Source organism: Alterluteimonas muca (genome assembly GCF_021191595.1).
GTDB lineage: Bacteria > Pseudomonadota > Gammaproteobacteria > Xanthomonadales > Xanthomonadaceae > Luteimonas > Luteimonas muca.
Genome location: NZ_JAIWPS010000001.1, coordinates 621,524 through 636,314, shown reverse-complemented (window position 1 = coordinate 636,314; position 14,791 = coordinate 621,524). Strand labels below are relative to the sequence as shown.

The window sequence follows — 14,791 nt, the reverse complement described above, 5'->3', positions numbered from 1 at the left end:
GTCGCGCGCACCTTCGCCGATATCGCCACCATGGATATCTTCAGTCTCGTCGGGCTCGTCCTCGCGATCGTCGCGCTGATCGGCGGCAGCGTCCTCAAGGGCGCCGGGCTTGCCGGCCTGTGGTCGCCCGCGGCGTTCGTGATCGTGATCATCGGCACCGTCGCCGCCATCCTGCTGCACGCACCGCGCCCGGTGCTCACCCGCGCCATGAAGATCTCGCGCTGGGTGATCAAGCCGCCGGTGGCCGACCGCCAGGCGCTGATCGCGCAGCTGCTGGAGTGGAGCAACGTCGCCCGCCGCCAGGGCCTGCTCGGGCTGGAAAGCCACGTCGAGGCGCAGACCGATCCGTTCCTGCGCAAGGGCCTGCAGATGCTGGTCGACGGCCTCGAGCCCGAGGCGATCCGCCACATGCTCGAGATCGAGCTCGGTGGCGAGGAACACCACGACCTCGCCGCCGCGAAGATCTACGAGAGCATGGGCATCTATGCGCCCACCCTGGGCATCGTCGGCGCCGTGCTCGGCCTGATGGCGGTGATGCAGAACCTCGCCGACCCCAGCAAGCTCGGCCAGGGCATCGCCGCCGCCTTCACCGCGACCATCTACGGCATCGCCTCGGCGAACCTGCTGTTCCTGCCGATGGCGGCCAAGCTCAAGAGCGTGGTCGGCCGCCGCAGCGGCGAGCGCGAACTGGTGATCGAAGGCCTGATCGCGATTGCCCAGGGCGAGAACCCGCGCAATATCGAAGCACGCCTTGCCGGCTTCCTGCACTGACGCCATGGCACGCCGCAAGCACCACGAGGAGCACACCAATCACGAGGCGTGGGCAATCCCCTACGCCGACCTGATGACGCTGCTGCTCGCCTTCTTCGTGGTCATGTACGCGATCTCCTCGCTCAACGAAGGCAAGTACCGGGTGATGTCGCAGTCGCTGGCCAATGCCTTCAACGGCACGCCGCGCACCATCGACCCGGTGCAGATCGGCGAAAGCGATCGCCGCGAGTCCGACTTCGGCCGCCCCACGCCGATTCCCAGCGGTGCCCGCCGCGGCCCGCAGGCAGTGTCCCCGGTGCTGGATTCGCCCCTGCAGCCGATGCTGGAATCGAAGATGCGCAGCGACCGCACCGGCGAAGGCCTGGATGCGGCGGCGCTGGAAGCCTCGCGCAGGCAGCTGTCGCGCATCGCCCTGCAGCTGGAGGACGCGCTGTCGGAGATGGTGCGCGCACGCATGATCACCATCCACCGCACCGACCTGTGGCTGGAGGTGGAGATCAACAGCGACATCCTGTTCCCGACCGGTTCGGCGTCGCTGGATCCAGCCGCCCAGGGCCTGATGACGAAACTCGCCGCGCTGCTGCGCGACGCCCCCAATCCGATCCGCGTCGAGGGCTATACCGACGACCGGCCGATCCGCACGCTGCAGTTCCCGTCCAACTGGGAGCTGTCGGCCGCGCGCGCGGCCAGCGTCGTGCACCTGTTCGTGCGCGAGCAGCTGGCCCCGGAGCGGCTGGTGATGGTCGGCTACGGCGAACACCGCCCGAAGGCCGACAACGCCACCGATGCCGGCCGCAATGCCAACCGCCGCGTGGTGCTGATGGTGCTGGCCGCACCCGATGCGGCCGGCGCGCGTGCGGCCGACCACCCACAGCCGGCCGGTTCCAACCAGGCCGCAGTGGCCAGTGCCCCACCCCGTGCGGCCACGATGACGATGCGAGGAGACAGCTGATGCGCGTGTGGGCGATCGCCAACCAGAAAGGAGGCGTGGGCAAGACCACCACGACGCTCGCGCTCGGCCGCAGCCTGGTGCTGCGCGGGCTCAGCGTATTGCTGGTCGACCTCGACCCGCATGCCTCGCTGACCCGTGCCTTCGGCATCCCCAGCGACCCGCAGCCCGCGGGCGTGGTGGACCTGTTCGGCGCCCCGCCGGCCACCCTGGCCGGGGTGATGCGCCCGGCTCCCGTCGAAGGCCTGGATTTCGTCTGCGCGCAGACCGCGCTGGCCACCCTGGAGCGGCGCAGCGCCAACCAGCCGGGCCTGGGCCTGGCGCTTTCGCAGGCGATCACCCGCCACACCGGCGGGCACGACGTGGTGCTGCTCGACTGCCCGCCCACGCTCGGCCTGCTGATGGTCAACGCGCTGGCCGCGGCCGACCGGCTGATCGTGCCGACCCAGTGCGAACCGCTGGCGCTGCACGGCCTGGCCGGCATGGTGCGCACCGGCGCGATGGTGGAACGCTCGCGCCAGCGGCCGCTGCCGGTGTCGGTGCTGCCGACCCTGTTCGACCGCCGTACCCGCGCCGGCCGCGACACCCTCGCCCAGCTGCAGCAGGAATACCGCGCACTGGCCTGGGACGAGGCGATCCCGGTCGACACCCAGCTCGCCAACGCCGACGCGCTGGCACAGCAGGTCTTCCATGGCGAGCCGGGCGGCCGCGCGATGACCGCCTATGCCCGCGCACTCGACTGGCTGCTGGCCAGCGAGCAGCAGCAGCTGGAGCGCGCGGCATGAACGCGCTGCGCGAGGTGGACGACTACGTGGACCTGCTGCTGGGTACCGGCACCCCTGCGCCGGCGCTGGCTGCGGTGGCCGCAGCTGTCGCCGCGCCCGCCCCGACACCCGCGGTGGCAGAAGCGGCGCCGTCCACGTCCGCGCCACCACGCGCTGCCACCCCTGCGCCGTCGGCACGCACGGACACCCGCGCCACCGATGACGCGGAGTCGGCAGCACAGGGCGAACGCCGTCGTCGTCGCGGCGAACGCACCGCACGCTGGCTGCGGCTGCGCTGCGGCAGCCAGGCCTACGCACTCGAGCTGCTGAAGATCCGCGAGGTGGTGCGCCCGATGCCGCTGCTGTCGCTGCGCGGCGCGGTGCCCAGCGTGGCCGGGGTGATGAACCTGCGCGGCCAGGTGGTGCCGGTGATCGACCTCGGCGTGCAGCTCGGCGAAAGCCCGGCGGCGGATTCCGGCAGCACCCGCATCATCGTGCTCGAGGACCGCGGCGAAGTGCTCGGGCTGCGCGTGTGCGGGGTCGAGGACGTGGTGATCATCAACGACGCGCAGATCGAGGATGCCCACGCCTCGCGGCTGGCACCGGTCGGCGACCGCCGTATCCACGGCATCGCCCGCATCGGCCGCGACGTCATGCTGCTGCTCGATGCCACCCGCCTGATGGACATGCCGCTGCGGCCGCAATGAGCGACGTCACGGCGCTAAAGATCGCCGCGATCCGGCCGTTACCGCGGCGAACCGTCCGTAACCCGGGGACTGATTTTTTGGACACGGTGACCTTGCAATCCGACCTCGGCATCGAGAGCAGTGCCGGGCTCAAGGACATGCTCGCCGCGCACGTGGACGTCGATGCACCCATCGCCGTCGACGGCGCCGGTGTGCAGCGCGTGCACACCGCCAGCCTGCAGGTGCTTGCGGCCTGGTGGCAGGCACGCACGCTGCACGCCCGCGAAACGCGCTGGGCCGATATCGGCGAGCCGTTGCGTGCAGCCGCCCGCACCCTCAGCCTGGAGCCCGCACTCGCGATCGCGGACGCGGACGCCCCGGCACACCCCACTTCCTCCATGGAGAGAACCCCATGAGCGCCCGTATCCTCGTCGTCGACGATTCCGCCTCGATGCGCCAGATGGTCTCGTTCGCCCTCACCTCGGCCGGCTATGCCGTCGAGGAGGCCGAAGACGGCCAGGTCGCGCTGGGCCGCGCCCGCGGCGCACGCTTCAACGCAGTGATCACCGACGTCAACATGCCGAACATGGACGGCATCTCGCTGATCCGCGAACTGCGCCAGCTGCCGGACTACAAGTTCACCCCGCTGCTGATGCTGACCACCGAGTCGTCGGCCGACAAGAAGGCCGATGGCCGCGCCGCCGGCGCCACCGGCTGGCTGGTCAAGCCATTCGACCCGGACCAGCTCGTGGCGACCGTGCGCCGCGTGGTCAGCTGATCCACGCCACACCGGAGCGCGACCTTGAGCATCGACCTGCAGCGGTTCCACGCCACCTACTTCGAGGAGAGCCGCGAAGGGCTCGACGCGATGGAGGCCGGCCTGCTCGCGCTCGACGCCGGTGAACGCGGTGCCGAGCTCATCAACTCGGTGTTCCGCGCGGCGCACTCGATCAAGGGGGGCGCGGCCACCTTCGGCTTCGCCGCGACGGCCGAACTGACCCATGTGCTGGAAACGCTGCTCGACCAGATCCGCGCCGGCGAGCGCGCGGTGGAAGCCGCCGCGCTCGACGCGATGCTGGGGTCGGTCGACGTGCTGCGTGCACTGCTCGACGAGGCGGAGCACCAGCGCCCGGCCGACCCGGCGCAGGTGCGTGCGGTGCACCAGCGGCTTGCGGCGGTGCTCGGAGGCGAGGCCGTGCCCGTGGTCGCCGATGCACCCGTTGCCGCCGACGCCGGCGGGCGGCTGATCGGCTGGCGGATCGGCTTCCAGCCCGAACCCTCGCTGTTCATGAGCGGCAACGATCCGCTGCGGATCCTGCGCGAGCTCGAGGAACTCGGCCCGCTGAAGGTGGAGGCCAGGCTCGACGCCCTGCCCACCTTCGATGCGCTGGATCCGCTGCAGGCGCATATCGGCTGGACGCTGGAACTGTGCGCGCCGGTCAAGCGCGCCGCGATCGACGACGTGTTCGCCTGGGTCGCCGACGAATGCCGGCTGGAGATCGAGGCGATCCAGGAGCAGGTGGTCGATACCGGCCCCGCCGCCGGGGCCAACAAGACAACCGGCGCGGAAGCCGAAAGTTCGATCCGCGTCGGCGTCGACAAGATCGACGGCCTGATCAACCTCGTCGGCGAACTGGTCATCACCCAGTCGATGCTGCAGCAGCTGGGCACCGGAGTGGACGGTGCGCTCGGCGAGCGCCTGCAGGCCGCGCTGGAGCAGCTGGAACGCAACACCCGCGACCTGCAGGACGCGGTCATCGGCGTGCGCATGCTGCCGGTGGATGCGGTATTCCGCCGCTTCCCGCGCCTGGTGCGCGACCTGTCCGGGCGCCTCGGCAAGCTGGTGCGGCTGCAGACCAGCGGCGAGGCCACCGAACTCGACAAGGGCCTGATCGAGAAGATCGCCGATCCGCTGGTGCACCTGGTGCGCAACGCGATCGATCACGGCCTCGAGGACCCGGCCACGCGCAGCGGTGCGGGCAAGGAGCCCACCGGCACGATCACCCTCGCCGCCTCGCACCAGGATGGCCATATCGTCATCGAGGTCGGCGACGACGGCCGCGGCCTCGACCGCAACCGCATCCTTGCCAAAGCGCGCGAGCGCGGGCTCGCAGTGCCCGAGCAGCCCACCGATGCGCAGGTGTGGGACCTGATCTTCCAGGCCGGCTTCTCCACCGCCGACGCCGTCACCGACCTGTCCGGCCGTGGCGTGGGCATGGATGTCGTGCGCAGCAACATCCGCCAGCTGGGCGGCAGCGTGCAGCTGGAAAGCCATCTCGGCCGTGGCACCCGGGTGACCATCCGCCTGCCGCTGACGCTCGCCATCCTCGACGGCATGACCGTGGCGGTGGGCAACGAGACGCTGGTGCTGCCGCTCACCCATGTGCGCGAGGCACTGCAGCCCGCGGCCGGCGACGTGCGCACGGTCAAGGGCGAGGGCCGGATGCTGAAGGTGCGCGACGAATACCTGCCGCTGCTGTCGCTGGGCGATACCTATGGTTACGGGCGCGCCGGCAACGAGGCGCCGGTGGCGGTGGTGGTCGAGGGCGATGGCCACCGGCTTGCGGTGGAGGTCGATGCCCTGCTCGGCCAGCAGCAGGTCGTGGTCAAGAGCCTGGAACGCAACTACCGCAAGGTGGACGGCATTTCCGGCGCCACCATCCTCGGCGATGGCCGCGTCGCGCTGATCGTCGACGTCGCCGGCCTCGCCCGCAGCAGGCGGCTGCCGCAGGCAGCCTGAGCCGCGCAGGACGACGGCCATGGTGACCACCGGCGAAATCGCGACGCCACCCGACGGCCCCGGCATCGACAACGCCGACCTGCTGCGTTACGAGAAGAACGACCCCGCCGAGGTGCGTCGCCTGCTGGGCGCGCTGGTCGCGGCGCGTGCGCTGGTCAGCGCGCAGCTGGTGCCGGGCGGCATCAGCTGCCCGACGGCGGTGCTGTCCGTCGACGGGCACGGCCTGCTGCTCGACGGCCATCCGCAGGAGGTCTTCAACCAGCGCATGCTGCAGGCCCACCACCTGGTGTGCACGTCGCAGCTCGACCGCGTACAGATCCGCTTCCGCGTGCAGCGCCTGCAGCGCGTCGACAACGACGGCTACACCGCCTTCCTGGCGCCGCTGCCGGGCTCGATCATCGAGCTGCAGCGCCGCGATACCTACCGCCTGCAGATCCCGCCGATGCAGCCGGTGCACTGCCGCCTGCCCGCCGGGGCCGATGGCGACGGACCGGAGCTGCGCGTGCTCGACCTCAGTGCCGGCGGGCTGGCGCTGGCCGCCGACCCGCACTTCCCGCTGCCGGCCAACCAGCGCCTGGGCGCCTGCGTGCTGCTGCTGCCCGAGACCGCGCCGATCCCGGTGCAGCTGTCGGTGGCGCACAGCCATCTCGAGCACGTGCGCACCGGCCAGCGCCTGCGCATCGGCTGCCGCTTCGAGCGCCTGCCGGTGCCGGCCGAACGCGCGATCCAGAACTACATCTTCCGCGTCGAGCGCCAGCGCAGCGCCCGCGAACGGCGCGCGGTGTAGGCCCGCGGCGCGCATCGGCAGAAGGTCGCGACGGTGGGCTCAAGTTCCGCGCGCCGCGGCCGATCACGCAGGCACAGGCCGGCGCAACGGCGGCCACGGCATCTGCAGGAGCGGTATGTGAGCACTTCCGACACCCTACCCGGGCCCGGCGAGTATCTCGGTTTCACCCTGGGCGGCGAGCACTACGCGCTCGACATCCTCAAGGTGCAGGAGATCCGCGGCTATGACGCGGTCACCCGCGTGCCCGACACGCCCGACTACATCCGCGGCGTGGTCAACCTGCGCGGCGCGATCGTGCCGGTGCTCGACCTGCGCATGAAGCTCGGGCTGAAGGAGGCGCGCTACGACGCCTTCACCGTGATGATCGTGCTGAATTTCGAAGGCCGCACCGCCGGCATCGTGGTCGACGCGGTATCCGACGTGGTGCAGCTGGGCGCCGACCAGATCCGCGCCACGCCCGAGCTCGGTGCCGCGGTCGACACCCGTTTCATCTCCGCCATCGGCACCACCGACGAGCAGATGGTGATCCTGCTCGACATCGAATCGCTCATCGACTGGGCCGACATCGGTGCCGAAGTACTCGACGCCGTGGCGTGAGCGCGGCTAAAGCCGCCGCGCCGGCGGCCGATAGCGGGGCAATGGCGGTGCCAAGCCGCCTGTCCCCCGAACAGATCCACCTCCCAGGAGCCGTTTCATGAACACCCGTTCCCTGATCGCCGCCGCCCTCGGCGCGCTCATCGCCGCCGCCAGCCTGCCGGCCAGCGCCCAGGACATGATTCCCGCCGAGCAGGCCGTGCGCCACGTGGGCAAGTCCGGCATGGTCTGCGGCCGCGTCGACCGCACCCGCCACGCGCAGAACACCGAAGGCGAGCCCACCTTCCTCTACATGGGCGGCAGCTTCCCGCGCCACACGTTCTCCGCGCGCATCCCCGGCAGCATCCGCGGCAACTTCCGCCCGTCGCCGGAAGAGCTGCAGGGCAAGGACATCTGCGTGGTCGGCAACATCCAGCGCGATGCCAGCCGAGCCGAGATCGCGGTGAGCTCGCCGTCCAACATCAAGCTCGCCGACATCCGCTGATCCACCCGCAAGCAGGCTGCGTGGCATGCACGCGCATGCCACGTGCCAGTCACCCGCTCCAACGGACATCTTCTCCATGATGCAGCGCCTCGACAACCTCAAGCTCTCCTACAAGCTGATGCTCGCTTTTGGCATCGTGCTGGTGCTGATGGTCGTGCAGGGCATCGTGGCCTACGGCGGGATGTCGTCGCTGGCGCGAGAGGCCAACCAGCTTGTCAACGGCACGATGGCCTCGGTGGCCACCGCCAACGAAGCCAAGCTGCTGCTGGCGGAATACCGCAACAATGCCTACCGCGGCCTGATCCGCGCCAGCGACGCGGTCAAGACGCAGGCGCGCGAACGCACCCAGGCGTTCGACGAGCGCATCGCCGCGACCTTCGAGCGCTACGCCGCCGCACTGCCCGAGGGCGAATCGCAGCAGCGCAGCCTGCACGAGGCCGCCACGGCGAGCTGGGCGCAGGCGCGGCAGTCGTACGCCGACGTCAACGAGATGATCGACCTCGACCTGCCCGAGGACGCCCTCGACACCTTTCTGGGCGACACCCATCGTCTGCACAACGCGTCCGTCGCCGCGGTCGATGCGCTGATCACGCACGAGAACACGCTGGCCGAACAGGCCCAGGCCGAAGCCGAGGCCACCCACGCCACCGCCATCACGCTGACCGTGATCATGCTGCTGGCCGGCGTGGCCGGTGGCCTGGCCATCGCCTGGTTCGTGGCCGCCGCACTGACCCGCAACCTGCGCCGTGCGGTCGACGTGTCCAACGCAATCGCCGCGGGCCAGCTCGACAACGAGATCGACGCCGACCGCGGCGACGAGATCGGCGACCTGCTCAAGGCCATGCAGCAGATGCAGGGCGACCTGCGTGCCCGCATCGAACGCGACCAGCTGGTTGCCGGTGAGAACCTGCGCATCCGCACCGCGCTCGACAGCTCCGGCACCAGCGTGATGATCGCCGACCCCGAGCGCCGCATCATCTACGCCAACCAGGCCGTCACCACCCTGCTCGGCCAGTACGAGGCGGAGATCCACAAGGACCTGCCGCACTTCGACTTCAACAACCTCGTCGGCACCAGCATCGACGGCTTCCACCGCGATCCGGGCAGCATCGCCGGCATGCTGGAGCGCCTGCAGGGCACCCACCAGGGCGAGATCTCGATGGGCGACGCGCACTTCGTGCAGACCGTGGCCCGCGTGGACGATGCCGATGGCGCCCTGCTCGGCTACGTGGTTGAATGGCGCGACCGCACCCCGCAGGTGCGCGTGGAAGCTGAACTCGCCAGCGTCCTCAGCGCCGCCGCTGCCGGCGACCTCTCGCACCGCATCGAACTGGCAGGCAAGCAGGGCTTCTACCTGCAGCTGGCCGGCCAGCTCAACCGCCTGCTCGATGCCAACGGCAAGAGTCTGGAAGGGGTTTCCAGCGTGCTGCAGGCACTGGCCGAGGGCGACCTCACCGCGCGCATGGACGGCAACTACCAGGGTGTGTTCGCGCAGATGCGCGACGACGCCAATCGCACCGTGACCCAGCTGACCAGCCTGGTCGGCAGCATCCAGCGCGCATCGCGTGCCATCAACACCGCATCCAGCGAGATCGTGTCGGGCAACAACGACCTCTCGCGCCGTACCGAGCAGCAGGCCGCCAACCTCGAGGAGACCGCGGCCTCGATGGAGGAGCTGACCTCCACCGTCAAGCAGAACGCCGAGCACGCCCACCAGGCCAACCAGCTGGCGATCGGCGCGGCCGGTGTCGCCACCCGCGGCGGCGACGTGGTCGGCCAGGTGGTGGGCACCATGCGCGAGATCGAGCAGGCCTCACGCCGCATCGCCGAGATCATCTCGGTCATCGACGGCATCGCCTTCCAGACGAATATTCTGGCGCTCAATGCCGCGGTCGAAGCGGCACGCGCCGGCGAACAGGGCCGCGGCTTCGCAGTGGTCGCCGCCGAGGTGCGCTCGCTGGCACAGCGTTCGGCCACCGCAGCCAAGGAGATCAAGGGCCTGATCGAGGATTCGGTGACCAGGGTCGGTAACGGTTCCGCGCTGGCCTCCGAAGCCGGCAGGACAATGGTCGAGATGGTCGCCTCGGTGCAGCGCGTGACCGACATCATGGCGGAGATCTCCGCGGCCTCTCAGGAGCAGGCCTCGGGCATCGAGCAGGTCAACCAGACCATCACCCAGATGGACGAGACCACCCAGCAGAACGCCGCGCTGGTGGAAGAAGCCTCGGCCGCCGCACGCAGCATGGAAGAACAGGCCGGCCAGCTGGCGGACGTGGTCTCGGTGTTCCAGATGCATGCGTCGGACGCGCCAGCCGAGCCGGTCGCAGCCCCGACCCGCCCGGCGGCCGCGAACGCGCAGGCCGCGCGCGGCCAAGGCCGTGCCGCCGCGCCGCGCAAGCGCGTCGAGCCCGCACTCGCCGCCGCCGGCGAGGACTGGCAGGAGTTCTGATCCACCGCGACATGTCGCACGCGCAACGCCGGCCCCGGGGCCGGCGTTGTGCGTGCGGCTGGCGTGCTCCAGGTCGCATGCCGCCGGCCGATAACGTGGTGCCCTCCGAGACGGATCCATGTCGGCCAGTTCCCTTCTCCCCGCTCCGCCCGAAGCGCGCGAGTTCGTGTTCCATGACTGCGACTTCCGCCGCGTCTGCGGACTCATCCATCGCCATGCCGGGATCGCACTCGGCCCGGCCAAGCGCGACATGGTCTACGGCCGCCTGTCGCGGCGCCTGCGCACGCTCGGGATCGACAGCTTCCGCGAGTACCTCGACCTTATCGAAGCCGGCGACGACGGCGAACTGCAGGGTTTCATCAATGCGCTCACCACCAACCTCACCGCGTTCTTCCGTGAGCCGCACCATTTCGAGCGGCTGAAGGAAGAGCTGGTCGCGCACGCCGCATCGCGCGCCATACGCAGGCCGCTGCGGCTGTGGTCGTGCGCGGCGTCCACCGGGGAGGAGCCGTACTCGATGGCGATCGCCGCGTGCGAGGCCTTCGGCACGCTCGGCCCGCCGGTGCGCATCCTCGCCACCGACATCGACACCCAGGTGCTGGCCACGGCCGCCAGCGGTGTGTATCCGCTCGAACGCGTGGCCTCCCTGGAACCGGCGTTGCTGCGCCGCTATTTCCTGCGCGGCAAGGGTCCGCAGGCCGGTCGCTGCCGGGTCCGTCCGGAACTGCAGGCGCTCGTCCGTTTCGAAACGCTCAACCTGCTGCAACCCCGCTACGGGGTCGAGGGCGACGTGGTGGCGCTGTTCTGCCGCAACGTGATGATCTACTTCGACAAGCCGACCCAGCGCGCCATCCTGTCGCGGCTGGTGCCGCACCTCGCGCAGGACGGCATGCTCTACACCGGCCATTCCGAGAACTACCTGCACGCCGCCGACCTCATCCGCCCCTGCGGCCGCACCCTGTACCGCCGTGCGGAGCCTGCGCAATGAGCGTGGCTGCCGAGGACGTGCTGCGCTACCGCGATGCGCGCTTCCAGGTGCAGGCGGCCAAGCTGCTGCCCACCCAGTACCTGGTGGTGGACGACGGCACCGCGCTGGTCACGGTGCTGGGCTCGTGCGTGGCTGCGTGCCTGCGCGATCCGCTGCTGGGCATCGGCGGCATGAACCACTTCATGCTGCCCGACGGCAGCGCCGACGATGGCGCGCCCGCGCGCTACGGCAGCCACGCGATGGAACTGCTGATCAACGACCTGCTCAAGCGCGGCGCCAGCCGCCGCCGGCTGGAAGCCAAGGTGTTCGGCGGTGCCAACGTGCTGCGCGGCTTCACCAGCAACCCGGTGGGCAGCCGCAATGCGGACTTCGTCGGCACCTACCTGGCCGCGGAACATATCCCGGTGGTCGCCTCCGACCTGCGCGGCATCCATCCGCGCAAGGTGTGGTTCTTCCCCGACAGCGGCCGGGTGATGGTGCAGCGGCTGCCGCACGCTCACGAGGCCGAAGTGGCGGCTACCGAGACCGCCGTGCGTGCGCGCCTGTCCGGCACGCCCGCCAGTGGCGGCGTGGAACTGTTCGAATGAATGCCGCGCCGGTGCGGGTGCTGGTCGTCGACGATTCGGCGGTGGTACGGCAGATGCTGTCGGAGATCCTTGCCAGCGACCCCGGCATCGAGGTGGTCGGTACCGCCGCCGATCCGCTGATCGCGCGCGACAAGATCCAGCGCCTGCAGCCCGATGTCATCACGCTGGACATCGAGATGCCGCGCATGAACGGCCTCGAGTTCCTCGAACAGCTGATGCGCGTGCGGCCGATGCCGGTGGTGATGGTGTCGTCGCTCACCGAGCGTGGTGCGCAGACCACCCTGCAGGCGCTGGCGCTGGGTGCGGTGGACGTGGTGTCCAAGCCGCGCCTCGATGTGGCCCGGGGCCTGCAGCGCTACGCCGAGGAGATCGTCGACAAGGTCAGGCAGGCGGCGCGCGCACGGGTGCGTCCACCGGCGCGGCCGTTGCCCACGGTGGCGACTCCGGCGCCGCGGGCGGTACGGCCGCTGCCGGTGCGCAGCAACGAGCGCCTGATCGCGCTGGGCGCCTCCGCCGGTGGCACCGAGGCGCTGCGCGTGGTGCTCGAACAGCTGCCCGCCGACGCGCCGGCCGTGGTGCTGGCCCAGCACCTGCCGGCCAGTTTCAGCGCGGCGTTCGCCGAACGCCTCGACCGGCACTCCGCGATGACCGTGCGCGAAGCCCGCGACGGCGAGCCGGTGCTCCGCGGCCACGCCTACCTGCCGCCCGGGGGCCGGCATCTGGCCGTGCTGCGCAATGGTGCCGGCTGGCGCCTGCGCATCGATGACGGCGAACCGGTCAATCGCCACAAGCCGGCGGTCGACGTGCTGTTCCGCTCGGTGGCACGTGCGGCGGGCGCGAATGCGATCGGCGCGCTGCTCACCGGCATGGGCGACGACGGCGCGCGCGGCCTGCTGGAGATGCGCGAGGCCGGCGCCGCGACCCTGGTGCAGGACGAGGCGACCAGCGTGGTCTGGGGGATGCCGGGCGCGGCGATGAAGCTGGGCGCGGCCAGCGAGACCGTGCCGCTGGATGCGATCGCCGCACGCCTGCTGGCCCTGGCGGGCCAGCCGCAGGCCTGATCACGGCCTCAGCTGGCGGCGAAGATGCCCATGTGCGCGCGGTAGTGACGCAGCTCGGCGATCGAATCCCTGACGTCGCTCATCGCCGTATGCGCGGCCTGCTTGCGCACGCCGTGCAGCACCGAGGGCGCCCAGCGCCGGGCGAGCTCCTTGACCGTGCTGACGTCGAGGTTGCGGTAGTGGAAGTGGCGTTCCAGCGACGGCATCAACCGGTGCAGGAAACGGCGGTCCTGGCAGATCGAGTTGCCGCACATCGGCGACGCGCGCTCGGGCACCCACTCGCGCAGGAATGCCAGCGTGCGCGCTTCGGCCTCGTGCAGCGGCACGCCTTCCTCGAGCACCCGGCGCCACAGGCCGGAGCGCCCGTGCTGCGTGCGGTTCCACTCGTCCATGCCCTCGAGCACCTTCAGCGGCTGTGCGATCGCGCAGTCCGGGCCTTCGGCCAGCACGTTGAGCTGCGCATCGGTGACGATGGTGGCGATCTCGAGGATCGCGTCCCGGTCGGTATCGAGCCCGGTCATTTCCAGGTCGATCCAGATCAACCTGCCCTCACCCGCCTGGTCCATCGCCATCCTTTTTCGCGTGTCATTGAACGACGGCGCATCATATCCCACCGCTTCCGCTCCCCATGCCGATGCCACCACTGCCACTCAGCCACTACGCCATCCTGACCTCGATGCTGGCGCCGGCGCTGTTCCTGACCGCCACCGCGGCGCTGCTGACCACCGCCAACTCGCGCCTTGCGCGGGTGATCGACCGCGCGCGCGGGCTGATGCGCGAGCTCGCCGACAACGATGACCCCGCCGACCGGGTGGTGATCGAGGAACGCATCACCCTGCAGCGCACCCGCAGCCGCATGCTGCTGCGCGCGAGCCAGCTCTTCTACGTCGCGATCAGCTGCTTCGTCGGCACCAGCCTGAGCGTGGCCGGCGATGCACTGCTCGGGCACAGGCTCACGCAGCTGCCCACGCTGCTGGCAGTGCTCGGGGTGCTTGCCATGCTCACCGCAAGCGTGGTGCTGGCCCGCGAGGCCTCGCTGGCGGTGGCGGCGGTGAACCACGAGATGGACGATGCCCACGCGCGCGCGAATCGCCTGCGTCGTCCACCACCGGCCCCCTGACCCGGCCCCCGCAGCGCCTCAGAGCGGCGGCTTGCCGCGCTTGCGGCGGAAATAGTTCGTCAGCCGGATCCCCGCCTCCCCGGCCAGCACGCCGCCGGTGACGTCGATGCGGTGGTTGTGGCGCGGATCGGCGAGCAGGTCGAACACGCTGCCGGCGGCACCGGTCTTGGGATCGGTGGCGGCGTACACGACGCGGGCCACGCGCGCATGCACCATCGCCATCGCACACATCGCGCAGGGTTCCAGGGTCACGTACAGCGTGGTGCCGAGCAGCCGATGGTTGTCGAGCCGACGGCCGGCTTCGCGCAGCGCCACGATCTCGGCGTGCGCGGTGGGATCGCGCTGGCTGATGTTGAGGTTCCAGCCTTCGCCCAGCACCTCGCCGTTCACCGACACCAGCACCGCGCCCACCGGGATCTCGTCGTGCTCACGCTCCGCACGCTCGGCCAGTGCAAGCGCGTGACGCATCCAGCGCTCGTCATCGTCCGTGTGCGCGGTGGCTGCTGCGGTGATCCGGGGTTCGTCGTTCAAGACAGCGCCGGGGCGACGGAAGGGGACTGGAATTCTAGGTTCTTCTCTGGATCCCGGCGCGCTTTGCTGAGAGTCCTGGCGGCCCGCCGCGGCCACAGGGGGATGCCCAGCCGGATACTCCGCGTCCTGCTCCCACATCCGGCCGCCGGCCATCCATGGCCGGCTCTGGACATCCCCCTGCGTCCGCGGCGGGCTCCGAACTGTCGTGGCATGGGGAAGAAGATCGAAAGCGAAGAGCACCCGAGCTGCACACGCAGACGGTCCCGCGGTGACCGCCCTG

General features: G+C 70.4%; 17 protein-coding genes. 15 read left to right on the top strand and 2 right to left on the bottom strand.

Annotated features, from left to right (window positions below):
* Positions 1 to 30 precede the first annotated feature (30 nt).
* The 14 genes from LDO11_RS02855 (at position 31) to LDO11_RS02785 (ending at position 12,860) form a co-directional block, all read left to right on the top strand.
* Positions 31 to 771: a flagellar motor protein gene (locus tag LDO11_RS02855; RefSeq protein WP_129135816.1), complete on the top strand. Its 741-nt coding sequence runs from the start codon at positions 31 to 33 to the stop codon at positions 769 to 771.
* 4 nt (positions 772 to 775) lie between these two features.
* Positions 776 to 1,723, top strand: coding sequence for a flagellar motor protein MotD (gene motD / locus LDO11_RS02850; protein ID WP_255683160.1), 948 nt, complete (start codon positions 776 to 778; stop codon positions 1,721 to 1,723).
* Entirely contained in the window at positions 1,723 to 2,505 is a 783-nt protein-coding gene (locus LDO11_RS02845; RefSeq protein ID WP_232140253.1) for a ParA family protein, read from the top strand. The genes motD and LDO11_RS02845 overlap by 1 nt, the downstream gene beginning before the upstream one ends.
* Positions 2,502 to 3,191 (top strand): chemotaxis protein CheW, encoded by a 690-nt coding sequence (locus LDO11_RS02840; RefSeq protein ID WP_232140252.1) that lies wholly within the window; start codon positions 2,502 to 2,504, stop codon positions 3,189 to 3,191. The genes LDO11_RS02845 and LDO11_RS02840 overlap by 4 nt, the downstream gene beginning before the upstream one ends.
* Positions 3,188 to 3,586, top strand: coding sequence for an STAS domain-containing protein (locus LDO11_RS02835; RefSeq protein ID WP_232140251.1), 399 nt, complete (start codon positions 3,188 to 3,190; stop codon positions 3,584 to 3,586). The genes LDO11_RS02840 and LDO11_RS02835 overlap by 4 nt, the downstream gene beginning before the upstream one ends.
* Positions 3,583 to 3,948, top strand: coding sequence for a response regulator (locus LDO11_RS02830; RefSeq protein ID WP_129135811.1), 366 nt, complete (start codon positions 3,583 to 3,585; stop codon positions 3,946 to 3,948). Before LDO11_RS02835 ends, LDO11_RS02830 begins: the two co-directional genes overlap by 4 nt.
* Before the next feature lie 24 nt (positions 3,949 to 3,972).
* Entirely contained in the window at positions 3,973 to 5,910 is a 1,938-nt protein-coding gene (locus tag LDO11_RS02825; RefSeq protein WP_232140250.1) for a chemotaxis protein CheA, read from the top strand.
* Positions 5,911 to 5,929: 19 nt separating this feature from the next.
* On the top strand, positions 5,930 to 6,697 hold the full coding sequence (locus tag LDO11_RS02820; protein ID WP_232140249.1) for a flagellar brake protein: 768 nt from the start codon (positions 5,930 to 5,932) through the stop codon (positions 6,695 to 6,697).
* A gap of 117 nt (positions 6,698 to 6,814) precedes the next feature.
* A complete protein-coding gene (locus tag LDO11_RS02815) occupies positions 6,815 to 7,294 on the top strand; it encodes a chemotaxis protein CheW (RefSeq protein WP_232140248.1) in 480 nt (159 codons plus the stop codon).
* Between the two features lie 97 nt (positions 7,295 to 7,391).
* Positions 7,392 to 7,775: a hypothetical protein gene (locus LDO11_RS02810; RefSeq protein WP_232140247.1), complete on the top strand. Its 384-nt coding sequence runs from the start codon at positions 7,392 to 7,394 to the stop codon at positions 7,773 to 7,775.
* A gap of 79 nt (positions 7,776 to 7,854) precedes the next feature.
* On the top strand, positions 7,855 to 10,224 hold the full coding sequence (locus tag LDO11_RS15785; RefSeq protein WP_435574589.1) for a methyl-accepting chemotaxis protein: 2,370 nt from the start codon (positions 7,855 to 7,857) through the stop codon (positions 10,222 to 10,224).
* Positions 10,225 to 10,342: 118 nt separating this feature from the next.
* Positions 10,343 to 11,212: a CheR family methyltransferase gene (locus LDO11_RS02795; RefSeq protein ID WP_232140246.1), complete on the top strand. Its 870-nt coding sequence runs from the start codon at positions 10,343 to 10,345 to the stop codon at positions 11,210 to 11,212.
* Entirely contained in the window at positions 11,209 to 11,799 is a 591-nt protein-coding gene (gene cheD / locus LDO11_RS02790; protein ID WP_232140245.1) for a chemoreceptor glutamine deamidase CheD, read from the top strand. The genes LDO11_RS02795 and cheD overlap by 4 nt, the downstream gene beginning before the upstream one ends.
* Complete coding sequence (locus LDO11_RS02785; RefSeq protein WP_232140244.1) at positions 11,796 to 12,860, top strand: protein-glutamate methylesterase/protein-glutamine glutaminase; 1,065 nt, start codon at positions 11,796 to 11,798, stop codon at positions 12,858 to 12,860. Before cheD ends, LDO11_RS02785 begins: the two co-directional genes overlap by 4 nt.
* A gap of 8 nt (positions 12,861 to 12,868) precedes the next feature.
* Here the strand turns inward: LDO11_RS02785 and orn are convergent, their stop codons facing one another.
* Positions 12,869 to 13,432: an oligoribonuclease gene (gene orn / locus LDO11_RS02780; RefSeq protein ID WP_232140243.1), complete on the bottom strand. Its 564-nt coding sequence runs from the start codon at positions 13,430 to 13,432 to the stop codon at positions 12,869 to 12,871.
* Between the two features lie 56 nt (positions 13,433 to 13,488).
* On the opposite strand from orn, the gene LDO11_RS02775 reads away from it, so the two are divergent.
* Positions 13,489 to 13,980, top strand: coding sequence for a DUF2721 domain-containing protein (locus LDO11_RS02775; RefSeq protein ID WP_232140242.1), 492 nt, complete (start codon positions 13,489 to 13,491; stop codon positions 13,978 to 13,980).
* Between the two features lie 18 nt (positions 13,981 to 13,998).
* On the opposite strand, the gene tadA is transcribed toward LDO11_RS02775, so the two are convergent.
* Complete coding sequence (gene tadA, locus LDO11_RS02770) at positions 13,999 to 14,493, bottom strand: tRNA adenosine(34) deaminase TadA (protein ID WP_343226092.1); 495 nt, start codon at positions 14,491 to 14,493, stop codon at positions 13,999 to 14,001.
* Positions 14,494 to 14,791: the final 298 nt, after the last annotated feature.